General features: G+C 48.3%; 18 protein-coding genes. 7 read left to right on the top strand and 11 right to left on the bottom strand.

What is annotated here, in order from left to right:
• From fabD to pfkA, 8 genes are all read right to left on the bottom strand, one after another.
• On the bottom strand, positions 1–888 hold the full coding sequence (gene fabD, locus NATSA_RS07405) for an ACP S-malonyltransferase (protein WP_210511378.1): 888 nt from the start codon (positions 886–888) through the stop codon (positions 1–3).
• 11 nt (positions 889–899) lie between these two features.
• Positions 900–1,892 carry a beta-ketoacyl-ACP synthase III gene (locus NATSA_RS07410; protein WP_210511379.1) on the bottom strand — a complete coding sequence of 331 codons (993 nt, stop codon included), beginning with the start codon at positions 1,890–1,892 and terminating at the stop codon, positions 900–902.
• A gap of 50 nt (positions 1,893–1,942) precedes the next feature.
• Positions 1,943–2,926, bottom strand: a complete 984-nt coding sequence (gene plsX, locus NATSA_RS07415) for a phosphate acyltransferase PlsX (protein WP_210511380.1) — start codon at positions 2,924–2,926, stop codon at positions 1,943–1,945.
• A 71-nt stretch (positions 2,927–2,997) separates the two neighbouring features.
• Positions 2,998–3,183: a 50S ribosomal protein L32 gene (rpmF, locus tag NATSA_RS07420; protein ID WP_210511381.1), complete on the bottom strand. Its 186-nt coding sequence runs from the start codon at positions 3,181–3,183 to the stop codon at positions 2,998–3,000.
• A gap of 8 nt (positions 3,184–3,191) precedes the next feature.
• On the bottom strand, positions 3,192–3,698 hold the full coding sequence (locus tag NATSA_RS07425) for a YceD family protein (RefSeq protein WP_210511382.1): 507 nt from the start codon (positions 3,696–3,698) through the stop codon (positions 3,192–3,194).
• A gap of 63 nt (positions 3,699–3,761) precedes the next feature.
• Positions 3,762–4,403 carry a deoxynucleoside kinase gene (locus NATSA_RS07430; protein WP_210511383.1) on the bottom strand — a complete coding sequence of 214 codons (642 nt, stop codon included), beginning with the start codon at positions 4,401–4,403 and terminating at the stop codon, positions 3,762–3,764.
• Between the two features lie 3 nt (positions 4,404–4,406).
• Positions 4,407–5,702 (bottom strand): glucose-6-phosphate isomerase, encoded by a 1,296-nt coding sequence (locus NATSA_RS07435; protein ID WP_210511384.1) that lies wholly within the window; start codon positions 5,700–5,702, stop codon positions 4,407–4,409.
• 16 nt (positions 5,703–5,718) lie between these two features.
• The gene (gene pfkA / locus NATSA_RS07440) at positions 5,719–6,687 is read right to left on the bottom strand and encodes a 6-phosphofructokinase (RefSeq protein ID WP_419539855.1); all 969 of its coding nucleotides are present in this window, start codon (positions 6,685–6,687) and stop codon (positions 5,719–5,721) included.
• Positions 6,688–6,863: 176 nt separating this feature from the next.
• Here pfkA and NATSA_RS07445 point away from each other — a divergent pair, with 176 nt between their 5' ends.
• The 3 genes from NATSA_RS07445 to NATSA_RS07455 are packed head-to-tail and all read left to right on the top strand — an operon-like array spanning position 6,864 to position 11,125.
• A complete protein-coding gene (locus NATSA_RS07445; RefSeq protein WP_210511385.1) occupies positions 6,864–7,883 on the top strand; it encodes a polyprenyl synthetase family protein in 1,020 nt (339 codons plus the stop codon).
• A complete protein-coding gene (locus NATSA_RS07450; RefSeq protein ID WP_210511386.1) occupies positions 7,861–8,691 on the top strand; it encodes a UDP-2,3-diacylglucosamine diphosphatase in 831 nt (276 codons plus the stop codon). Before NATSA_RS07445 ends, NATSA_RS07450 begins: the two co-directional genes overlap by 23 nt.
• The gene (locus NATSA_RS07455; protein ID WP_246481734.1) at positions 8,684–11,125 is read left to right on the top strand and encodes a penicillin-binding protein 1A; all 2,442 of its coding nucleotides are present in this window, start codon (positions 8,684–8,686) and stop codon (positions 11,123–11,125) included. The genes NATSA_RS07450 and NATSA_RS07455 overlap by 8 nt, the downstream gene beginning before the upstream one ends.
• Positions 11,126–11,208: 83 nt before the next feature.
• Here the strand turns inward: NATSA_RS07455 and atpC are convergent, their stop codons facing one another.
• The gene (atpC, locus tag NATSA_RS07460) at positions 11,209–11,604 is read right to left on the bottom strand and encodes an ATP synthase F1 subunit epsilon (protein ID WP_210511387.1); all 396 of its coding nucleotides are present in this window, start codon (positions 11,602–11,604) and stop codon (positions 11,209–11,211) included.
• Between the two features lie 17 nt (positions 11,605–11,621).
• Positions 11,622–13,130 carry a F0F1 ATP synthase subunit beta gene (gene atpD / locus NATSA_RS07465; RefSeq protein WP_210511388.1) on the bottom strand — a complete coding sequence of 503 codons (1,509 nt, stop codon included), beginning with the start codon at positions 13,128–13,130 and terminating at the stop codon, positions 11,622–11,624.
• Between the two features lie 242 nt (positions 13,131–13,372).
• Between atpD and rsmB the strand changes: the two genes are divergently transcribed.
• The 3 genes from rsmB (at position 13,373) to NATSA_RS07480 (ending at position 19,842) form a co-directional block, all read left to right on the top strand.
• The gene (gene rsmB, locus NATSA_RS07470) at positions 13,373–14,692 is read left to right on the top strand and encodes a 16S rRNA (cytosine(967)-C(5))-methyltransferase RsmB (RefSeq protein ID WP_210511389.1); all 1,320 of its coding nucleotides are present in this window, start codon (positions 13,373–13,375) and stop codon (positions 14,690–14,692) included.
• Positions 14,693–14,755: 63 nt separating this feature from the next.
• Entirely contained in the window at positions 14,756–17,482 is a 2,727-nt protein-coding gene (locus NATSA_RS07475) for a valine--tRNA ligase (protein ID WP_210511390.1), read from the top strand.
• A gap of 20 nt (positions 17,483–17,502) precedes the next feature.
• Positions 17,503–19,842, top strand: a complete 2,340-nt coding sequence (locus NATSA_RS07480; protein WP_210511391.1) for an ATP-dependent helicase — start codon at positions 17,503–17,505, stop codon at positions 19,840–19,842.
• Between the two features lie 4 nt (positions 19,843–19,846).
• Here NATSA_RS07480 and NATSA_RS07485 read toward each other — a convergent pair whose 3' ends face one another.
• On the bottom strand, positions 19,847–20,971 hold the full coding sequence (locus NATSA_RS07485; protein WP_210511392.1) for a site-2 protease family protein: 1,125 nt from the start codon (positions 20,969–20,971) through the stop codon (positions 19,847–19,849).
• A 250-nt stretch (positions 20,972–21,221) separates the two neighbouring features.
• Here NATSA_RS07485 and NATSA_RS07490 point away from each other — a divergent pair, with 250 nt between their 5' ends.
• A complete protein-coding gene (locus NATSA_RS07490; protein ID WP_210511393.1) occupies positions 21,222–22,736 on the top strand; it encodes a DUF5723 family protein in 1,515 nt (504 codons plus the stop codon).
• Positions 22,737–22,960 lie beyond the last annotated feature (224 nt).

Below are 22,960 nucleotides of genomic sequence, written 5' to 3' on the forward strand. Positions count from 1 at the left end.
TCAGTTGAAACCGGAAATCTCAACACCGGTCAGTGTCCGTTTGACCAGCCCCTGCAAAACATTGCCTGATCCGATTTCAATAAAATGGCGGGTGCCATCCCTGTGCATTTGCTCTAGTGTCTGTGTCCAGCGCACCGGGTTAAGGAGCTGCTTCTTTAAGTTTTCTTTCAGTACGGCCGGATCCGTTGAGCCAGTTCCGGTCACATTGGAATAAACTGCGGCTTGCGGCTCAGCAAAATCAAGAGTATCAATTGTTTTATCCAGTTCCTGTTTGGCCGGATCCATCAAAACAGAATGAAATCCCCCGCTTACGGGCAGTTTTTTCACAATTTTCGCCCCTGCACTTTTCATCTGTTCCATTGCCTGTTCCACCAGGCCCGAATGTCCGGATATGACAAGCTGTCCTTTGGTATTGTAATTGGCGGGTACAACTACCTCGTCCGATTCTTCAGAGCATTTGGAACATATTTCTTCTACTGTGCTGTCATCCAGGCCGATAATCGCAGCCATGGCCCCGGGCTGCTTTTCTGCAGCGTACTGCATCAGCTCTCCTCTTCGTCCCACAGCTTTCAAAGCATCTTCAAATGCAATAACACCTGCGGCCGTCAGCGCGGTATATTCACCCAGACTATGTCCGGCAAGCATGTCCGGCTTGTGGCCGAGTGTCTCAAACAGCGCATAGGAATGGAGAAAAAGGGCTGGCTGTGTGTATCTGGTCTGTGTAAGGGTATCATCAGGGCCATTGAACATTACATCGGTAAGTGAGTAACCGAGAATCTCATCGGCCTGATCGCACCGTTTTTTAAAATCCGGCTGAAACCGGTAATGATCCGCTCCCATTCCTGTTTTCTGGGAACCCTGCCCCGGGAAAAGATATGCTTTTTTCATATCGAGCTTATTTACATTGACCATTTGACATAGCTTGCACCCCAGGTATAACCACCCCCGAAGGCAACGAGTACGAGATTGTCCCCTTTGTTGAGCTTGTCCTTCCAGTCATAAAGGCAAAGCGGAATCGTGGCAGCAGTTGTATTTCCGTATTTCTCAATATTGATCATCACTTTGCTTTTGTCAAGATCCATCCTGCGGGCGGTGGCATCAATAATCCGGAGATTTGCCTGATGTGGAACAAGCCAGTCAATATCATCGGCCGAAAGATTGTTTTTTTTCATTATTGCTTCGGAAACATCAGCCATTCCTTCGGTTGCGCGCTTGAATACCGGCCGGCCATCCTGCCTGATATAATGCATTTTTTTCTCAACGGTCTCATGTGTGGCAGGATTTATACTTCCTCCTCCGGCCTGGATGAGTGCTTTGGCTCCTTCAGCAGATGACTGCATGATATGATCGATGACTCCGTTTTCGTCATCTGACGGCTCCAGCAATACGCCCGCGGCCGCATCCCCGAACAATATGCAGGTGGTCCGGTCAGTAAAGTCCACAATAGAGCTCATTTTATCAGAACCGATAACCAGAACTTTTTTATAGCGGCCGGATTCGATCATGGTAGTACCCGTGGTCAAAGCATACAAAAATCCGGAACAGGCGGCGGACAGATCATAAGCAAATGCACTATGAGCTCCAATCATGGTTTGAGCCAGGCAGGCGGTAGCCGGAAACATATAGTCCGGTGTAACTGTGGCCACAATAATGGCATCAATTTCATCAGCCGAAATGTTCCGCTGTTCAAGAATCTCTTTAGCGGCTTCAGCTGCCATGAATGCTGATGCCTTTTCCGGATCTTTCAAAAGTCGTCGTTCTGAAATGCCGGTTCTGGTCCTTATCCATTCATCATTGGTCTCGACCATTGTTTCCAGCTCTTTATTGGTCAGGACATAATCCGGCACATAATGCCCCACAGCGGAAATTTTCGCTCTAGTATTTGATTTCATATATGTGTATATCGCGATTAACGTATCCGGGATACGTTTCAATTACAGTCCTATGCAATTGATGTAATAATCTTTTTATTGATATCAATTTCTGCCATCCGGGCAGCGTTTACGATCATATTTTTTATGGCCTCCGGAGAGCTGCCGCCGTGTCCCACCATACTGATGCCATTCACACCAAGAAAAGGCACCCCCCCGACAGCCTGGTAATCAAATGGTGCAAAGGCTTCTTTCAAAAGACCTCCAACGAGCTTTTTTTGCTCGCCGTCAATCTGATTTTTTTTCATAGCTGCAAAAAGCAGTGTTTGCAGTGCCTCGGGAATCGATTCGCCAAATTTCAGAAGGATGTTACCGGTGATGCCGTCACAAACAAAAACATCGGCATTGCCTGCCAGAATATCACGTCCTTCGATATTACCGACGAAGCTTGGCAGAGCCTCGAGCAACTGGTGCGCTTTTTTGAGCGTTTCCGAACCCTTTTCTTTTTCCTCTCCAACATTCAGCAAGCCAACACGCGGGGTTTCAATTCCCATGATGTCACTGGCAAATATTTTGCCCATAATACCAAATTGAAACAGCATTTCCGGCTTGACCTCCAGATTGGCTCCGGCGTCTATCATCAGACCCTGGCCTTTGATCGTTGGAAAGAAAGTGGCTATGGTCGGACGAATAATTCCGTCGAGTCTGCCAAGAATAAAGGCGGACGCTGCCATCAGTGCTCCGGTATTTCCGGCACTTACAAAACCGTTAACCATCCCTTTCTGATGCATGCCAAGACCAACCACAATTGATGAGCGTGTCTTGGTTTTTACGGCCTGCGCAGGCGACTCATCCATCCCGATAATTTCCGGAGCATCATGAACCGTCAGTCGGTCTTCAGGATAATCAAGACCCTCAAGCTCCTTTCTGACCGGAGCTTCGGGTCCGACCAGGCAAACGGAAATATGAGCGTTTTCATTAACAGCCTGAATGGCACCCTTGACAGGGTTTTCCGGTTGAAAATCTCCACCTGCAGCGTCGACAGCAATTTTCATAATCAAAAGTTAGATGTAATATTAACCTGGTTTAACTGAACCTGGCGGAAGTTGTGACTTCTCGAATAAAATCAGACCTCGGATGCTGCTTTTATCACCTGCCGCCCGCGATAGTATCCGCATTCAGCGCATGCCCGGTGACGCTGATGAACAGCTCCGCAGTTCGGACATTCTGTGAGTGTAGCTTCGCCAAGATTCTTGTGCGTTCTGCGCTTGTCACGGCGGGCTTTGGATGTTTTTCGTTTTGGATGTGCCATTGGTCAACTTAATTTTTTTGTATTTGCTGTTTCAATTTAGCCAGTGCATCCCATCTCGGATCATGGTCTTCGGAATCCGGATCACTGCCATAGCTGGCTTCAAATCCGGTTATTTCACCTTTTTTTATATATCTGGGATGCAATTTTTTTATTGGAATACTCAGTAACACGGTATCACGGATTTCCCTGGAAATGTCGATCTGGTTCTGGGCAGGGTCCAGCCTGCGCAGGGTACCGCTCAGTTCCTCCTTTTCATCCTCAACATTCACTTGAAATACCACCTCGTATGTGCCTTCCAGTTCGGTCTGAAATACTTCCAGTGACCGGTCGCAGGTAAATGCAGCTTCCGTAACCACATGACACTCAATTCTGAGGTTGTCATCCTGCTTGTTGAACCGCATGGAAAGCCTGATCCTGCTGATAGCGGAATCCTCGATATCGAGATCCTCCGCTTCCAGCATCAGCTGATCATTTGACACGCCTTTGGGTATTTCGTTAAATCGAAATGAAACCATGAATACAATGAAAGGTTTTACGAAAGCTTCTAAAATTAGGAAATTATGCAGTCACAAACAATCCTATGAAAATAAACCAAACCTTCTCTGTTCGATCATCTCGATTACTTTTCCCAGATCTTCTTTGTTGTTGACAAAATCCAGATGATCTGTGTCTATAATGAGTTTTTCATAGGGATAGCGGCTGATCCAGTCTTCATACAACGTGTTCAGCCTTTCAAGGTATTCGATGCGTATGGTGCTCTCGTAATCTCTGCCCCTTTGCTGAATCTGCCGGACCAGCGTCGGAACCTCAGCCCTGAGATAGATCAAAAGATTTGGGGGGGTCAGGAACTCCAGCATTTCATGAAACAGGTTGCTGTAGTTTTCAAAATCACGCTTGCTCATCAGCCCCATCTGATACAGATTCTTGGCAAATATCTCCACATCCTCGTATATCGTACGATCCTGGATAAAGCTGTTCTGAGTACGCACGATTTCTTTCTGACTGCGGAATCTGCTGGATAAAAAATACACCTGAAGATTGAAGCTCCAGCGCCTCATATCATCGTAGAAATCCGACAAATAGGGATTGTCATCTACCGACTCGTAATAGGCCTTCCATTTAAAATGCTGCGCAAGAAGGGTTGTCAGTGATGATTTACCGGCTCCGATATTGCCTGCAATGGCGTAGTATGAAAAGTCCTGTTTTTTACTGTCCGTCATGTGCTACCCGTTATTCCTGCCAAGCAGGTGATACATTTCTTTTTTGTAGGCTTCCACTCCCGGCTGATCGAATGGATTTTCATCCAATGCATAGACAAAGATGGCCGTAGCAAGTTCGAAATAGTAGATTGCATATCCCAGAGAGTGCGCGTCGAGTTGGCTCATATATCCGGTGAATATCGGAACTCCGCCTTCCAGATGCGCCTGCTGCGTTCCCTGCAATGCTTTTTCATTGACGTGTTCCATGCTCTTTCCGGACAGATAGTTCAGACCATCATAATTCCGGTTGTCCTTATCAATAATTACTGTCTGTCCCGTATCGTCCACGACAAGGAACGTCTCAACCATATTACGGGGTCCATCCTGTACCATCTGGCCGATACTGTGAAGATCTGTTGAGTATTGAGCCACTGCAGGAAACATTCCTTTACCGTTTTTCCCTTCACTTTCACCGTAAAGCTGCTGGAGCCACCCCCCCATTGATGTCAGCGCTGGTTCAAAAGAGGCTATCAGATCAATCGCGTAGCCATTTTTGTATAGTGCATACCGGGCTGAAACGTAGTCCAGAAGATTGCTGCGATCTTTATTCAAATCCTGATAGGCAGAAACAGCCCCGTAAACGAGTTGCTTGACATCAATACCGGCCACGGCAATTGGAAGAAGACCGACAGGAGTCAGAACTGAAAAGCGGCCTCCCACATCATCAGGAAGTATGAACTTTCGGTATCCGTAAGCCTTAATAATTTTGTTGAGGGCACCGCCATCCTTGCTGGTAGTGCAAAAAATTCTGGAAACAGCTTCATCTCCGTACTGATCATGCATCCACTTGCGAAGAACACGGAAGGCAATCGCCGTCTCCATGGTTGTTCCCGATTTGGATATTACATTCAGGTATACCTGTTTGGGGCTGCCATCACTTTTCGGCTTTTCGAGGTGCCTGATCAGCTGCCGGAGGTAACGCCCTGAAATATGGTGTCCGGCATAGACAATTTCAGGACCACTGTCATCGAATTCAGGCTTCAGTGCATCGATGACAGCCTTGGCCCCCAGATATGAGCCGCCGATACCGCACACGATGAATACATCGGCCTTCTGATGAATTTCTGCACCGATAGCATCCATGTTTTCAAGAAGCGCATCATTTGGTTTTTGAAGAATATCCTGCCAGCCAAGCCACCCGGAACCTTTGCCTGTTCTGTTGTCCAGATCTTCTGAAGACTGCTGTACGGTTTTCCTGGCTTCCCGGAGCGCTTTTTCATCTGTAAAACGCTCCGTTTTCTGAATGTCGATATGAAACATAATATGTGTTGCTTACTTAGCTCAGAACTTTTGCAAGTTCAAGCAGTTCATAATTAAGGCTTTTCTTTTTAGACCAGGTGTTTTTCATCGGGGTCAGCTTGAGCTTGTTGTTCACAACTCCAACCATTATGCTGGAATGACCATCCACAAGAGCCTGTACTGCCGCACTTCCCAGCCTGCTTGCCAATACCCGGTCCCTGGATGTGGGTGCTCCGCCTCTCTGAATGTGCCCGAGCACACTTACCCGCATCTCATATTTCTCGAAATCATCCTTAAGGTTTTCCGCCAGTTTGATAGCGCCTCCGGTTTCATCCCCTTCAGCTACGATTACCAGACTGCTTCTTCTCTGTACCTTGAAGACCTCATTCAGTGATTCCCTGACGTCATCGACTCTGGAAACTGCTTCTGGAAGCAGAATCAACTCGGCACCGGTGGCAATACCCGTTTCCAAAGCAATAAAACCTGCTTCTCTTCCCATGACTTCGACCAGAAACAGTCGTTCATGCGCATCGGCGGTGTCCCTGATTTTGTCGATGGCATCAATGGCCGTATTCATCGCCGTGTCGTAACCGATTGTTTCGTCGGTTCCCGAGAGATCGTTGTCGATGGTCCCGGGCACCCCGACTACGGGAAGACCGAATTCCTGATAAAGCTCTGTTGCACCTCGGAATGTTCCGTCACCGCCAATGGCTACAATGGCATCAATATTATCTGCTTTTAAATTTTCTATGGCTTTTTTGCGACCTTCATACTCCCGGAAATCTTTGGACCGGGCTGATTTTAGTATGGTTCCGCCGCGCTGAATGATGTTGGATACCGAGTGGTCTTCCATCTCAACAAAATCATTGTCAATCATTCCCTGGTAACCGTAACGAATGCCAGCGACAGTGATATCGTTACTTAAAGCAGTTCTTACTGCGGCTCTGACGGCAGCGTTCATTCCCGGGGAGTCTCCCCCGCTCGTAAAAACGGCAATTCGTTTTATTGTTTTCAATGTCTTTTCTCGAGATTTTATGTCTGAAATTCTGCTAAATTTGCCCGTGTACAGAATGTAGCACAAAGCAGTTACATATTAAGGCCACCAGATCACATTTAAAGTGGCATATAGGTCAAACCGGCCGAAAGATACCAAAAAATGTTCAAAATGATCAGTAGTTTTGCATGACTCAACAGGCAACGGAGAATATCATCAACAATAACAGCACTTCAATAACATCGCTTGAGCAAATACAAAAGCCGATCGCAGCTGAGCTCAGTGATTTCAAAAAACATTTTCGTGAAAATCTGAAAACCGATGTGTTTCTTCTGAACCGAATCATCAATTACCTTCTGCGAATGAAGGGAAAAGAGCTGCGGCCCACCCTCGTGCTTCTTTCGGCAAAACTGTGCGGTGACATTACCGGGCGCACGTATACGGCAGCAACAATGATCGAGCTGCTTCACACCGCCACACTGATCCACGACGATGTGGTTGATGAAGCCGACAGGCGAAGAGGTCTGCTCAGTATAAACAAAGTCTGGAAAAATAAAGCCAGTGTGCTTTTAGGTGATTTTCTGCTTGCAAAAGGCCTTCTGGTAGCTGTCGACTCAGAGGAAACAGAGCTGCTGAAAGCACTGTCAACAGCAGTCAAGCGTATGAGCGAAGGTGAATTGCGGCAACTGAAAGCATCCAAGCTTCAGAATATGACGGAAGAGAAATATTACCGCATTATCACCGAAAAAACCGGAAGTTTACTGGTAGCCTGCTGCGAATGCGGTGCGATCAGTACATCGGTTGATGAGCCAACGCGTCAGAGAATGCGGGACATCGGCCATCACATCGGCCTTGCATTTCAGATCAGGGACGACCTGCTTGACTACAGCCACCGTGAGACCGGCAAGTCATCCGGTAATGACATCATCGAACGGAAAATAACACTTCCGTTCATTGCGGCACTTGATAAATCGGGCATGCTTGAGGCCCGCAAAATGCGATGGCTTTACAGAAAAAAAAAGAAAGGTGATGAAGATGTCAGCAGAATCAGGGAATTTGTAAATAAAAACGGAGGATTGACATATGCACATCAAAAAATGGAAGAGCATGCCGGGAAAGCCCTGATCCTGCTTTCTGAATTCCCTGAATCCGAAACACGTGACCTCTTCTCCGAGCTTATCCGGTTTGTTATCTACAGAAAAAAATAAAAACCGGCAGTCTGCGGACGGCCACATTTTTATCTCTGATGTCCATCTGGGTGCCTTTGACGATCAGCATAATGAGCGTCTTGAAGAAGAGCTTATGCGGCTGGTATCTTATTGTGAGGAAAACGGGCTGAGGATTACGCTGCTTGGTGATTTTTTTGACTACTGGATGGAGTACGGCGATGAGCCGCCTCCGGTTGGAAAAAAGATTTTACAGCATTTCCGGGAATTTCATGAGCGTACGGGTAGTCACACCCTGTTTGTGACTGGTAATCATGATAACTGGACCAATGGTTATCTTCCGTCACTCGGGTTTGACATGGAACACGAATACCGAATTATTCAGGTTGGTGCAAGATCCTGTATGGTCTTGCACGGAGACGGTCTGACTGCCCCTGAAATGAAATTGCCCAGACCGTTGGTGCATCGTTTCCTCAGAAATTCGTATTTTACGTTAATATACCGTGCCATATTACCCCGTCGTTTGGGATGGCATTTGATGAAGACCTTCTCAGGGATGAGCAGATGGAAGCAGAATCCGGAACGAATGACTGAAAACCGAAACAAACTGGATCGCTGGGCAGCAAACCGGGTTACATCAGACCCCGATATACATGCCATTATTTACGGGCACCACCATTCTGCAAGACTGGAAAAACATAACGGCAACATTAGCATGAACTGCGGATTTTTCGGCCGCGACAGAATTGCAGGTCTGCATACCAACGGAAAATTCAAACTCGTTAAATGGGAGGCAGACACTTACGATTTGCAGACCGTTAACACCGAGGAGTTATCAGGAAATGAGTAATAAGGACTTTGGACCAATAGACATGGACCGTTATTTAAATGATCCGGTCTACCGCCGCGAAATGGCGGAAAAGCGTAAACAGCAAGGGGAGAACACCTCCGGTTCCGGTGCTGAAAAGGATGATAAACCATCCGGAAGGCGGGTTTCCTCCAGGCGGTTTGGAAAGTCCGGAGCTTCTGAAGCAAGTGCAACATCTTCAGGAAAAAAGCCGGGAAACGGCAAACGCAGCGGTTCAGGTTCCGGCATTGGCTGGAGACATATCATGGGTGTATTCGGGGGCATAGTTATCGGAGGACTGGTGCTGGGATTTTTCGGATTTTTGTACCTGGCTCAGGGTCTGCCGTCCATTGAGGAGCTTGAAAATCCGCAAACAGACATGGCGAGTTTTGTAGTCAGCAGTGACGGACAGGTACTGGACAAGTATTTTACCGAAAACCGGACCTACATCAGCTATGATAATATTTCTCAGAATGCCATAGACGCGCTGGTTGCAACAGAAGATCATCGTTTTTATGATCACTGGGGTGTGGACCTCTACCGTACACTGGCCATCCCCTATCATATGATTCGCGGGAATCCGCAGGGTGGCTCAACCATTTCGCAGCAGCTGGCGAGAAACCTTTACAGGTCCATCGGACGCGAGGTAAGCGTAACGCGAAAATTGCGTGAGATCATTACAGCGATACAAATTGAACAGAATTATACCAAACAGGAGATTATCGAAATGTACCTGAACACTGTTGAATTCAGCAACAGTGCCTTTGGTATAGAATCAGCTTCACACACGCATTTCAACAAACCTGCCAGTGACCTCACCGTACCGGAAGCTGCTACATTGATTGGCAGCCTTCAGGCCGTGTCCGCGCTGAACCCGCGAAGCCAGCCGGAACGATCGATGCAGCGACGCAATGTGGTAATGTCACAAATGGCGCGTCACGGGTTTATTACTCAGGAGGAATTTGCACAATACCGTTACGCCCCGATGGAGCTCGATTACAATCCCCCCTTCCGTAGCGGACGGGAAAGCCGCTATTTCGGAGAGTACGTCCGCCAGCAGATTCAGGACTGGGCTAATGAAAACGGTTATGATCTGTACAGGGATGGTCTTGTCATTCATACCACAATCGACTCCCGCATGCAGCGCTTCGCAGAAGAAGGTCTCAGGAGACAGCTCGCCATGCATCAGAGAAGCTTTGAGCGCGAGTGGACGTCAAGCGGCAGTAATGAGTATATGGACAAACTGTGGGATGAATACCCCAGAATTCTTGACAGTTTTCTGGCAGAAACAGAGAAGTTTTATCAGTACCAGCAGGAAGATATCGGCGATCGTGATGAAATTATTAACAAGCTCAAGACAGATGAGGCATTTGTAGACTCTGTCAAACGTGCCAGAACGCGCCTTGAAGCCGGTTTTGTGGCTATAGATCCGACCAATGGCAATATCAGGGCATGGGTTGGCGGATCCGACTACGGGTCCATACAGCGTGATAACGTGAATCAGCTTCGCAGACAAACCGGGTCTACTTTCAAGCCGTTCGTATACGCCGTGGCCATAGACCATGGTTACCAGCCATATCATCGTTTCTCGAAATATCCGGTTAACTTTTTTGACGCAAGCGGTGACCGCTGGTCTCCGAGGGATCCGGTTATTCCCAGCGGGCCGGAGATGATGACGCTCAGGGAAGGTATTGGCCGCAGTCTCAACAATGTGACTGTAAGACTGCTTCCAGAACTGGCCGGGTCACCAGGAACCAACCGGCTTGAAGACCTCCGCCCTGCCGGTGAAAAAATAGCGGATTTTGCAAAAAGGATGGGAATGAATAAAACGCCTATTCATACCAATCCCGCTATTGCTCTTGGAACAGCCCACTCAAGCCTGCTTGAGCTGACAAGTGCCTACACAACATTTGCCAACATGGGCGTTCATATAGAACCTTATGCCGTTACCCGTATCGAAGACTCTGAAGGCAATGTGCTTCAGGAATTTCAGTCTGAACACCAGCAAGAGGTAATTAGTCCGGAAACGGCCTATATCATGGTCGACATGATGAGAGGTGTCATTCGCGGGGGCGATGGCTGGTATGGAACCGGCAACCGGCTGAACTGGATGTTCAACATATCCCAGGATATTGCCGGTAAGACGGGTACAACTCAGAACAGTGCCGACAACTGGTTTGTTGCCATGATGCCGCACCTCGTTGCCGGTGCATGGGTAGGCGGAGAGGACCGCCGTATCCGGTTTCCACAGGGAACACAGGTAGGCCAGGGCGCCCGGACAGCATTGCCCATAGTAGGCGAGTTTATTCAAAGCGCGTCTGAAGATCCGACTATTCCCTGGAGCCGTGAGGCTTTTGAGCAGCCTCAGGGATTTATAATGGAACAGCCACCCGAGGACGAGGAAGAGCCGACAAGACCCAGCAGAATAAGCTGGTAAATCAATACTTCCCTGGAAATCCAGCAATCAGAATTCTTCCAGGGAACAACCTGCATAGTTTTGCAGATCAACAAGTTACCCGGTCAGCTCTTTGCCAGTTTAATTCGGTTTTTTATTATCCGGAGCTCCCGGTAATATCTTTTGTACTCCTCGGTGTATACTTTGTGCTCCTTCAGTCCTGACTCAGCTTCCTGCTGCTTCTGCTCCTCCTGTTTTATATCAATCTGCTCCGGCTCAAGCGCCTCTTCTGCCATGACTATGACATTATCGTCATTTACCTCAACGAACCCGCCACTGACAGCATAGGATTTTTTTTCGCTGCCTTTCATTTTTACGACAAGCTTTCCGATATCAAGCAGTGATACAAGAGAGGCATGGCCTTTTCTTACTTCAAGGCCACCATCTGATCCGGGCATCTGTATTCCTTCCGCATCTCCGTCAAAAACAGATCCCGTTGGTGTTAATATTTGGGCTTTCATAATATCGCCGGTTGTTGTTATGCCTCTTCTTCCTCTTTTTCCATGTCTTCCTTCAGCATTTTCTCACCGCGTTCAATGGCCTCTTCAATGCTACCGACAAGGAAAAATGCATTTTCAGGAAGATGGTCAAGTTCACCATCAACAATTTTTTTGAATCCTTTTATGGTATCCTCAATTTTGACAAACTTGCCCTCCAGTCCGGTAAACTGCGATGCAACAAAGAAAGGCTGACTCAGGAATCTTTGCACCCGGCGGGCACGGGCCACGGTAAGTTTGTCCTCATCAGACAACTCATCCATACCAAGAATCGCGATAATATCCTGAAGCTCTTTATAGCGCTGGAGCAGCTCCTTCACACTTTGTGCAGCTTCATAGTGGTCTTCGCCGATAGCCCTGGGATCCAGGATTCTTGAAGTCGAATCAAGCGGATCAACGGCAGGATAGATGCCAAGCGATGCAATCTGACGGGAAAGTACCGTTGTGGCATCAAGGTGAGAAAAAGTGGTGGCAGGCGCGGGATCGGTAAGGTCATCCGCCGGAACATAAATAGCCTGAACCGATGTAATGGATCCCTCCTTTGTTGATGTAATCCGCTCCTGCAAATCTCCCATTTCGGATGCAAGAGTCGGCTGATAACCAACGGCAGACGGCATCCGCCCGAGAAGTGCTGACACTTCGGAGCCGGCCTGGGTAAAGCGGAATATGTTGTCAACAAACAAAAGGATGTCCTTGCTGACCTTGTCCCGGAAGTATTCGGCAATGGTAAGTCCCGACAATGCAACACGTGCACGCGCGCCGGGCGGTTCATTCATCTGACCGAATACCAGGGTTGCCTGTGATTTCTTGAGTGCTTCCGGATCTACTTTTTCAAGATTCCAGTTGTCTGACTCTTCAAACTCTTTCTTGAACTCTTCGCCGTAATTAATAACCCCCGATTCAATAAACTCCCGAAGCAGGTCATTTCCCTCACGGGTACGCTCCCCTACACCGGCAAATACAGAGAGTCCGCCATGCTGTTTGGCGATGTTGTTAATAAGCTCCTGAATAATTACGGTTTTTCCTACACCGGCTCCTCCGAACAATCCGATCTTGCCGCCTTTGGCATACGGACAAAGCAGGTCAATTACCTTGATCCCTGTTTCCAGCATTTCGGTAGATGTCGAAAGATCTTCGAATGCCGGCGCAGGACGATGAATGGGATACCGCTCATCACCTTTGGGCTGTTCAATTCCGTCAATGGCATCTCCGATAATATTGAACAGGCGTCCGCGGATGTCTTCTCCGATAGGCATGGAAATGGTGGTCTTCAGATCTTCGACAGGCATCTCTCTGACAAGGCCGTCCGTGGAATCCATGGCTATAGTCCGAACCCTGTTTTCTCCAAGGTGCTGAGCCACTTCCAGGATCAAATCCTGACCATTTTCCCGTTCCACTTTCAAAGCGTTCAGAATCGGCGGAAGATTGCCTTCTTCAAAATCCACGTCAACAACAGGTCCGATAATCTGAGCTATGCTCCCTTTATTCATCAGCAAAGAGTTTTATTATTTACAATTATTCAGGAATTCGGGACAGCCGCCCCGGATTGATTTGCAAAATTACCAAATAGATCGGCAAAACAAAAATGACAATTCTATCCAAATTGTCTTTTTATAATCGCTTTTCAGCAAGATGAAAAATGCTCACAACTACTTCAGGGACTTAAAACTTAGAAAAAAAATCCGTACCTTTTCCGGGATTAAGAATAATAACTCGTTAAGCAAAAATAGCCTTGGAACAGACAATCACAGCTCGTCAGGCATGTGTAAATGCGCTGAACTTTTTTGAAGAAAACAATCGAACAAACACCGAACTGCTCAACAAGCTTGAGGGCCAGGACCGCCAGCAGGCAAACGAGTATTATCAGGGGATCCTGCGCAGAAAAAGCTACCTTGATTTTCTTATATCAAAATACAGCGCCGTCGGTGTGGAGGAAATGAACCCGCAGTTCAAAAATATTCTGCGCATCGGACTTTACGATATGCTTTTTATGGACGGTACTCCCGACTATGCTGCCGTTAATGAAGCGGTAGAGCTGGCAAAGGCAATGGGCGGATCCAAGAGCGGAGATCTTATGAATGCCATCCTTCGCCGCCTGCAGCGCGATATGCCGAATCTGCCAAAACCTGACTTCAAGGACCGGACAAAACTCATTGCCACCACTTTCTCCCACCCCGAATGGCTCGTGAAGCGATGGGTCGACCGGTTTGGAGAGAGAGAGGCGTTCCGGCTGATGCAATTCAACAATCAGCACCCCTACTATTATCTGAGGGTAAACGGTTTAAAGACCAATGACCGAAATTTCAGCCTCCGTCTTGAGAAAGCCGACGTCGAATTCGAGGAAAGTGACTGGCTTCCCGGGTATTACCGTGTGAATTCACTTCAAAAAGTCCGCAGCAAAGGCTGGTTTCAAAAAGGTCTTTGCCAGGTTCAGGATGTTTCCGCCGGATTCGCGCCAACGATACTGGATCCCCAGCCCGGTGAAGAAGTATATGATCTCTGCGCCGCTCCCGGTACAAAAACCATCATGCTTTGTGATCTGATGGAGAACAAGGGCAGTATTCATGCCATTGACATTGATGGTGACCGCATTGGTTCCATCGCCGAAAATGTGACCAACTACGGAGCCGACATTGTCAAGATTCAAAGAGCCGACATTATACAGGAGCGTTTCAGGCTTGTGGATGCCGTCCTTCTTGATGCTCCCTGCAGCGGCACCGGTGTGCTGTCCAAACGAGCCGATCTGCGCTGGAGACGCTCGGAATCTGACCTCGATGAATTCACCCGGCAGCAGGATGAACTCCTTGATGCAGCAGCAAACATGGTCAAACGTGGAGGCCGGCTGGTATATGCCACCTGTTCGATTGAACCGGAAGAAAACATGGAGCGAATAGAGCACTTCCTGTCGGTTTATGACAATTTCGAACTGGAAGATCTCGATGAATACCTTCCCGAAGAGGTTCTTTCCGATGATGGAAAATCCTATCAGACCATTCCCCACATTCATGAATGTGACGGGCACTTCGGTGTGCTGCTGAGAAGAAAGGTATAAATTCAGCAGACAGCATTTTCGGAACCGGAAAACAGGGCAAGACCACACATTTACAATTATTTTATGAGCAGCGGAACTCCCAATAACAGTGAAACAAACGCAGTACCCAAAAAATACGACCCCAAAGCCATTGAAGATCAGTGGTATGACTACTGGATGAAGCATCGCTTTTTCGAGGCCAGTGAAGATTCCGGAAAGGAACCCTTCACTATCATGATGCCTCCTCCCAATGTGACCGGAGCCCTTCACATGGGTCATGCCCTTCAGGGAGCTGTTCAGGACACACTGACACGCCTCAAAAGAATGCAGGGTTATGAAGCCCTATGGCTTCCGGGAACCGATCACGCAGGTATCGCAACCCAGAACGTTGTGGAGCGGGAGCTCAAAGAAAAGGAAAAAAAGACCAGGCATGATATCGGGCGGGAAGAATTTGTAAACAAAGTCTGGGAATGGAAAGAGAAGTACGGTGAAATCATTACCCGCCAGTACAGCAAGCTGGGAGTCAGTTGTGACTGGAGCCGCGAACGTTTTACCATGGACGAAGGCCTGTCGCGGGCGGTCCAGGAAACTTTCATCCGGCTGCATGATGAAGGACTTATCTACAAGGGAAATTACCTGGTCAACTGGTGTCCGGTCGATATGACCGCCATTTCGGATGAGGAAGTCGAGCATGTCGAGCGCAAGGGTCACATGTGGCATGTTTCCTATCCGCTTGATGAAGAAACCGCCGCCAAATCGGGTAAAACCCATCTCACCATCGCCACGACACGACCTGAAACCATTCCGGCCGACACGGCTGTAAGCGTTCACCCTGAAGACGACCGCTACAAGAATATGATTGGCGGACATGCCTTTGTGCCGACTACCGGACGCAAGGTACCCATCATCGCCGATGAATATGTCAAAACAGAGTATGGTTCAGGCGCGCTGAAAGTTACGCCCGCCCACGACGAAAATGACTTCGAAATAGGCCTGAGACACAATCTTCCCAGGATCAACATCATCAACAAAGATGGTACTATGAACGAAGACTCCGGCCGGTATAATGGAATGGACCGGTTTGATGCCCGTGACGCCATCGTAAAGGACATCGAGTCGGAAGGCCTGCTGGAAAAAGTGGAAGATTATGTCAATCAGATCGGCATATCGAGCCGGAGCAAAGCTGTCATTGAGCCTCTGCTTTCTGATCAGTGGTTTGTAAAAATGAAGCCACTGGCTGATAAAGCCATGCAATTCAGCCGGGACGGCGAGTTCCGGTTTTATCCGCCCCGCTGGCAAAATGAATTCTTTCGCTGGATGGAGAACATTCGCGACTGGGTGATCTCACGGCAGCTCTGGTGGGGACACCGGATCCCCGTTTGGTACCATACAAAAGAAGACGGCAGCATTGACTATTCGAAAGATTATGTAGTCAGCATTGAGCAGCCGGACAGCAGCATGGTTCAGGATCCGGATGTGCTGGATACATGGTTCTCTTCCTGGCTCTGGCCTTTTTCCACCCTGGGATGGCCTGACAAAACCCGGGCGCTCGACTATTTTTATCCCACCTCCGTGCTGGTATCCGGGTACGATATCCTGTTCTTCTGGGTCAGCCGGATGCTTATGGGGGGCATCCATTTTACCGGCGAAACCCCGTTCCGGGATATTTTCATGACCGGCATTGTCAAGGACAAGCTTGGCCGGAAGATGAGCAAAAGCCTGAACAACGGCATCGATCCGCTGGAAATGATTGACCAGTACGGGGCCGATGCCGTGCGTTACTGCCTTATCATCCTGTGCGCTCAGGGTCAGGACATCAAACTCGATCCTTCGAAATTTGAAATGGGCCGGAATTTTGCAAATAAACTGTGGAATGCCTTCCGCTTTTTAAATCTGCACCTGGATCCGCAGGCATCCTATCGCCGCCATTTTTCAGCCGGTGAAGATGAAGCTGACTCGGGTGCAGCTGAAATTTCTGAAATGCCGCTGCAGGATCGCTGGATGATCACCCGGATAAATCAAACCATTCAGGATGTCGATGACGACCTGTCCCGCTACCGGCTGAACGAGGCCTTGCTGAAAATATATTCTCTTGTGTGGGATGACTTTTGCGACTGGTACCTCGAGCTGATTAAACCTGAATACGGGCAAAGCATGCCGCATGAGACTGCGGAGAGGGCAATAATCATCCTTGAAATGCAGCTTAAACTGCTGCATCCCTTCATGCCGTTTATTACGGAAGAAATTTGGCAGCGATTGCGCAGCCGGACTCCCGAAGATGCGCTGATAGTCAGTGACTGGCCTGTTGCGGACAGCAAATGGACTGACGGTAATTCCCGGGACCTGTTCATCACCATTCAGCAAATGATCTCATCAGTGAGGAATATCCGTGCCGAAATGAATGTGCCTGATAATCTGGACATTGAGCTGATCATCAAGCCCGCTGACCGGGAAACCCGTGAAAAGCTGCTGGAACATCAGGCCATTTTTGAAAAAATGCTGAAAATTTCGGAATTCACCGTTGACACCGAAGTGAACAGACCGGGTGCCAGTGCCTCCGATGTCGTTGACGGACATGAGCTGTTTGTGCCGCTCTCGGGCCTTATTGATTTCGATAAGGAAAAGCAGCGCGTTCAAAAAGAGATCAGCCGCCTTGAGTCATTTCTGACATCAGTCGAAAAGAAGCTTGCCAATGAAAAGTTTTTGAATAATGCTCCGGCGGATGTCGTTGAAAATGAAAAGAAAAAACAAAGTGATGCCCGGGTGAATCTTGCGAAAATGCGCACAATCCTGGCCGATCTGGACCGGTAAACCGGAAGTATTCCCATACCATGCCAACATTTGTATTACAGAACGATGGCGAAAAACCGCCTCATTCCGAACCGCCTTTCCTGACAGATGTCAACGACGCTCAAAAAAAAGCCGTATTGCACACGGATGGTCCGCTCCTGATTATTGCAGGTGCAGGAAGCGGCAAGACGCGTGTTCTCACCTACCGCATAGCCAATCTTCTTTACCAGAAAAAAGCCTGGCCCAACCAGATACTGGCACTCACATTTACCAACAAAGCTGCCCGCGAGATGCAGGAGCGCATTGTTGATCTGATAGGTGAAAAAGCCAACCGTATCTGGATGGGAACCTTCCACTCCATTTTTTCACGAATCCTCCGATTTGAGGCTGAGCACCTTGGATACACCCGTGATTTCAGTATCTACGATACTGTTGACACCGACCGGGTGATCAAATCCATCCTTCAGGAACTGGGGTTCAACACCCGCGAAGTCAAACCGCAGGCTGTCCGGTTTATTATCAGCAATGCAAAAAATCAGCTGATTTCCCCCGAGGCTTTCAAAAACAAATTCGTCCAGAGTTCGCTTGATGATATCGCCGCTCAGGTGTACGAACGCTACATCGCCCGGTGCAGGCAAAACAATGCCATGGACTTCGACGACTTGTTAATAAAGCCTATCGAACTCTTTGAGCACCATCCGGAAATACTTCAAAAATACCAGAATCATTTTCGATACATTCTGATCGATGAGTATCAGGATACCAATCATGCCCAGTACCGGGCCACGCAGCTGCTGGCCGCCGGACATCAGAATATCTGCGTTGTAGGCGATGATTCGCAAAGCATATACTCGTTCCGCGGAGCGGATATCTCAAATATTCTCAATTTCAAGGAAGATTACCCCGATTCCGCCCAGATCCCCCTGGAACAGAACTACCGCTCGACCAAATCAATTCTGCAATGTGCTGACTCCGTCATCCGGCAAAATACCTCCCGTCTGGATAAAACGCTCTGGACTCAGAATGACAGGGGCGAAATTATCACCGTGCTCGAAAATTATGATGAGCGGGACGAAGCAAACAGAATCGTGCGCTCCATCGAAGATTTGAAAATGCGGGAGCATCTCAGTTTCAGGGATTTCGCCGTGCTTTACCGCACCAATTATCAGAGCAGGGTCCTGGAAGATGCTTTCCGGCGCAGAGGTGTTCCCTATCAGCTAGTCGGCGGTATTTCATTTTATCAGCGAAAGGAAATCAAGGATGTAACAGCGTACCTTCGACTTCTTGTAAATCCTCATGATGATGAATCCCTGCTGCGTGTCATCAATGAACCTGCCCGCGGGGTAGGCGAAAAAACCATAACAAATCTGCAGCAGATAGCCCGCAAACACAACAAGTCATTGTGGGATACCATCGGCGACGTTGAATCTACGGGCATTTACAAGCCTGCAATCGGGCGGATCCGCGACTTTGTCGATATTCTGGAGCGAACCGGCAAGAAGCTCACAGATACAGGTCTGACAGATACGGTCCGTTTTTTACTGGATGAGACCGGATATGTCAAGCAGTTTGTCGAAGAACATTCCCATGACTCCCTGATGCGAAGGCAGAACGTCATGGAATTGCTGAACGCCATTTCCTACTTCGAAAAAAGCAGCAACACCCCTTCCCTGAGTGCCTTTCTACAGGAAATCAGTCTGGTGACAGACCTGGATGCTCATGATACCGATGATCCGGCAGTCACACTGATGACCGTGCACGGATCCAAGGGGCTCGAGTTTCCGGTTGTTTTTATTACCGGACTGGAGGAAGATCTGTTTCCCATCGGCGGGCGCAGCGGAGAAGACGTTGATATTGAAGAAGAGCGGCGGTTGTTTTATGTAGCAATTACCCGGGCAGAAAAGCGGCTGTATTTCAGTTATGCGAAAAACAGGTTCCGCTTTGGCGAGCAGGTGGATATGAACCGCTCGCGCTTTCTGGATGAGGTTGACCCTTCTGTGGTTCGTACCGAAACAGGTGCCACGATCCGCCAGACAGGATCACCCGGCATGGCAGGCCGCTCCGGGAAATCAGGCACCTACATTTCCTATGATCAATCGAACTATGATGGAAATGCCGGTGCAGGCAGTGATTTTCATAGTGAATCGTATGATTCGGCCGCGCCTGCCGATGACGGCGGTGGAATGGGTGTAGAATATGACCAGAATACCGGCGAAATCATCTGGAGATCAGGGATGGCTGTCATCCACAAGAAATTCGGCCCCGGAAAAATTGTTCAATGCCAGGGTCAGGGTGACGATGCACGCCTGACCGTCTTCTTCAAAAATGTCGGGCAGAAAAAACTGGTGGCCAGGCTGGCCCAGCTGAAAGTCATCGGATAGCCGCTCACCCCTGCAGCGTTTCGCGAAACTCGACAAACTGCAGAATATCTTTCCGGGAAATAATTCCGACCAGGCGATCCCCCTCCATTACAGGCAACCGCCCGCTCCGCGAATCAATCATCTGCATTAAAGCATCATAAGCATCGGTTTCAGGGTGAACTATGTTCAGATCATCCCGGGGTGTCATTATGTCAGAAACTTTCACAAGCTCCCACTTCTCTCTGTCTACGTTCTTCACCTGATTTATCTCAACAAGACCAAGAAACTCATTCTGCCTGACCACAGGAAAACAGGAGAAGCGATTTTTGAAAAAATGTTCATTCACAAGGTTTCTGAGGCTGAGGTCCGGATGAACAATGGACGGATCAATCGTCATCATTTTTTTTACCGGTATGCCGGACAATCCTTCCCGCATGGCAACCATGTAATATCCGCTTTTGGCCGACTGAAGCAGGAACATTCCCACGAAAATCCAGACGACACCGGTTATGATAGCACCGCCAAAAATGACCATCACCCCGACAAACATTAAAAAGAAGGCAAACACCTGTCCGAAAATACTGACAACACGTGTGGATCTTCTCAGGTTGCCGGTGTAGTGCCAGATGGCTGCGCGCATCATCCGTCCACCGTCAAGCGGGAAACCCGGAACCAGATTGAAGATCACAAGTAAAATATTGATATATCCGATGTACCAGAAAACGCCGTGAAGCCCCTCGCCCAAAAAGGGTTCGGACAGAAAAGCAATACCCAGGAACACGGCTCCCAGTACAAAACTGCACAGCGGACCGGCACCGGCAATCACAAATTCATCTGCGGCTTTTTCAGGTTCTTTTTTCATGCGCGCCAGTCCTCCGAAAATGAACAGGATAATTTCACTGATCTCGACATCTCTCTTTCTGGCGGCCACGGCATGGGCAAATTCATGCAGCAGAATGGATAAAAAAAACAGAAACGCTGTCAGCAAACTAAGAACCCATGCCCCGGCAGTTGAAACATCTTCAAAGTTTTCCGGAAAAAACCATACGGCCAGCATGTAGACTACAAGCACAAATATGATAAACCAGCTGTAATCCAGTCCAACCCGTATGCCGTTTATTTTTCCAAGCGTCAGACCTTGTTTTTGCATAGTAAATAACTCCTCTCATTATATCGTTTTCCGGCAATTTCCTGATTCAAGGTAGGAAAAACTGAAATAATTCATTCAGAATATGTTATACAAACAATAATTTACGCTTTTGCGTATTTTATGTATATGCTGCAGAACAATATTATTTCAATTTGTCCGGGAACAGCTGCAACTGACTCACGGCTGATTGATATACTGAAGTTTTCAGATATTTTTTCGACTTTTCCCCGGAAAACCTGAGGTGTTCGCATTGTTATTAATCAAAATCCGTCCGTTGCTGCTGACCTTGCTGTTTACAGGAGTTTGTGCTACGGTAACAGCCCGTTCAGTCGGCCATCCTGATATCGTTGCGCTCGGGGGAGGCACGGCATATCTGAGCGGCATAGATGCTCATTTTCACAACCCTGCAAATCTTGCGCTTCATAAGCGGTCGGGGCGATTTCAGATTTCTGCGGGCAGCGGAGGCGTGTATGACAGCCGCGGGGAGAGAATCAGCAGCTGGAGCCACTTTCCGGACATTGTATCCCGTCACTTCTACTCCGGGACCACACCGGGCAATGAATCCTGGTCTGACGATGACGTCACCAGCTTATTTTCAAATGATGACCGGTTGCGCCACACCAGGAAATATGAATTCACCCCGGTTGCAATAAGCTGGTCCGGCGGGAACTCGGCACGTTCTGTTGCCCTTCGCTCCCGTGGCATGTCATCATTTCAAATCAGCCGGAACTGGTTTGATGCTGCCAATGCATCAGAATCCGGAGAAGAAGAGTCACTCAGCAGAAGATTGTCAGAACAGTATCATGTATATCATGAACTGTCAGTGGGGTTTGCAAGGGAGGTCACCATGTTCAATAACTGGACGGCAGACCTGAACACACTCTACTTTGGAATTGCACCCAAATTTATCCTTGGTGGCATGCATTCAGACAGTGAATTCGAATCCCGCTATATCCGCTCTGACAATGAATGGGATAATTCGAAACATTTAACTGCGCACGTTGCGGGTGACATCGACCGTTTTGTATCGGAACTGATCGCCGGTGCTGATCCGCATCAGACTCACCGGGAACATTTTTCCCGATCTTCAAATATGGAGGTCAACGGAATCGGGATGGGTCTGGATGCAGGCCTAACCTATGTCATGCCGCTGGGCGATGATATAGCGCTGTCACCACATGTCGACCGGCCCCTGAGAAAGTCCCTTCGCTTTAGCATTGCCGTTCACGACCTTGGTGCTGTTCGATATCATAATCATGACGGAACCCGCGAATCCAGAACAATCACCAGGACATATGAAGATATTCCGGAGTCAGATGCCGGCTTCTCCGGTTACCCGGCTGAATTGTTTCACTACCTGGCAAAAGATGAAGCGGAGCAGTCTGTATTTGAAAATCTTGCTGACGTGGATGAATCAGCTTACTATGTGCAGTTGCCGACAAAGCTGCACCTGGGAGCAGCAATTCAATATAACTGGTTTGTCGGATTGATCGATCTTAACTATCGTTTCAATGCCCCTGAGTTTGAAACCGACGGATGGATAACGTCCCTTGGATCTGAGATCAGAATTTTGCCCTTTCTTCCTGTCAAAGGCAGCATGCAGATCCGTCCCGACGGCAGTATTTCTTTTGGTGCCGGACTGGGCCTGGATGCGGGTCCTGTATCTGCTTCAGGTGCTGTTCGGCTCCACAGAAACAGTGACTCCGGTAAAACAAATTGGGTTGCCGGCTCTGTTTCCGGAATGAGCCTGCGAATAAGTTTCTGAGATCCAGCTGCATAATATCACAACTGCGAAACCGGAGCAAACAATGGCCAGAGAACCGGGTTCGGACACCTGGTTGTCAATAGTCTGCCATATTGTCCGGGAAACGTCAGCCAGCTGCTTCCATAATCAGTGATTTTTCGGTCTCACCAGAAAACTCTGCTGATTTGTCGGATTCTATGACGAAATGTACACAGTTTATTTTTTGGTTCATTTGTTGCGCCATT

Origin of the sequence: Natronogracilivirga saccharolytica (genome assembly GCF_017921895.1) — a bacterium.
Classification (GTDB): domain Bacteria; phylum Bacteroidota; class Rhodothermia; order Balneolales; family Natronogracilivirgulaceae; genus Natronogracilivirga; species Natronogracilivirga saccharolytica.

Excerpts from the sequence above, each read along its gene's own strand:
- NATSA_RS07435 (WP_210511384.1), bottom strand. The coding sequence starts at position 5,702 with ATGTTTCATATCGACATTCAGAAAACGGAGCGTTTTACAGATGAAAAA.
- NATSA_RS07475 (WP_210511390.1), top strand. The coding sequence starts at position 14,756 with ATGAGCAGCGGAACTCCCAATAACAGTGAAACAAACGCAGTACCCAAA.
- atpC (WP_210511387.1), bottom strand. The coding sequence starts at position 11,604 with ATGAAAGCCCAAATATTAACACCAACGGGATCTGTTTTTGACGGAGAT.
- atpD (WP_210511388.1), bottom strand. The coding sequence starts at position 13,130 with ATGAATAAAGGGAGCATAGCTCAGATTATCGGACCTGTTGTTGACGTG.
- plsX (WP_210511380.1), bottom strand. The coding sequence starts at position 2,926 with ATGAAAATTGCTGTCGACGCTGCAGGTGGAGATTTTCAACCGGAAAAC.
- fabD (WP_210511378.1), bottom strand. The coding sequence starts at position 888 with ATGAAAAAAGCATATCTTTTCCCGGGGCAGGGTTCCCAGAAAACAGGA.
- NATSA_RS07485 (WP_210511392.1), bottom strand. The coding sequence starts at position 20,971 with ATGCAAAAACAAGGTCTGACGCTTGGAAAAATAAACGGCATACGGGTT.
- NATSA_RS07445 (WP_210511385.1), top strand. The coding sequence starts at position 6,864 with ATGACTCAACAGGCAACGGAGAATATCATCAACAATAACAGCACTTCA.
- NATSA_RS07430 (WP_210511383.1), bottom strand. The coding sequence starts at position 4,403 with ATGACGGACAGTAAAAAACAGGACTTTTCATACTACGCCATTGCAGGC.
- NATSA_RS07410 (WP_210511379.1), bottom strand. The coding sequence starts at position 1,892 with ATGAAATCAAATACTAGAGCGAAAATTTCCGCTGTGGGGCATTATGTG.
- NATSA_RS07455 (WP_246481734.1), top strand. The coding sequence starts at position 8,684 with ATGAGTAATAAGGACTTTGGACCAATAGACATGGACCGTTATTTAAAT.
- NATSA_RS07425 (WP_210511382.1), bottom strand. The coding sequence starts at position 3,698 with ATGGTTTCATTTCGATTTAACGAAATACCCAAAGGCGTGTCAAATGAT.
- NATSA_RS07480 (WP_210511391.1), top strand. The coding sequence starts at position 17,503 with ATGCCAACATTTGTATTACAGAACGATGGCGAAAAACCGCCTCATTCC.
- rpmF (WP_210511381.1), bottom strand. The coding sequence starts at position 3,183 with ATGGCACATCCAAAACGAAAAACATCCAAAGCCCGCCGTGACAAGCGC.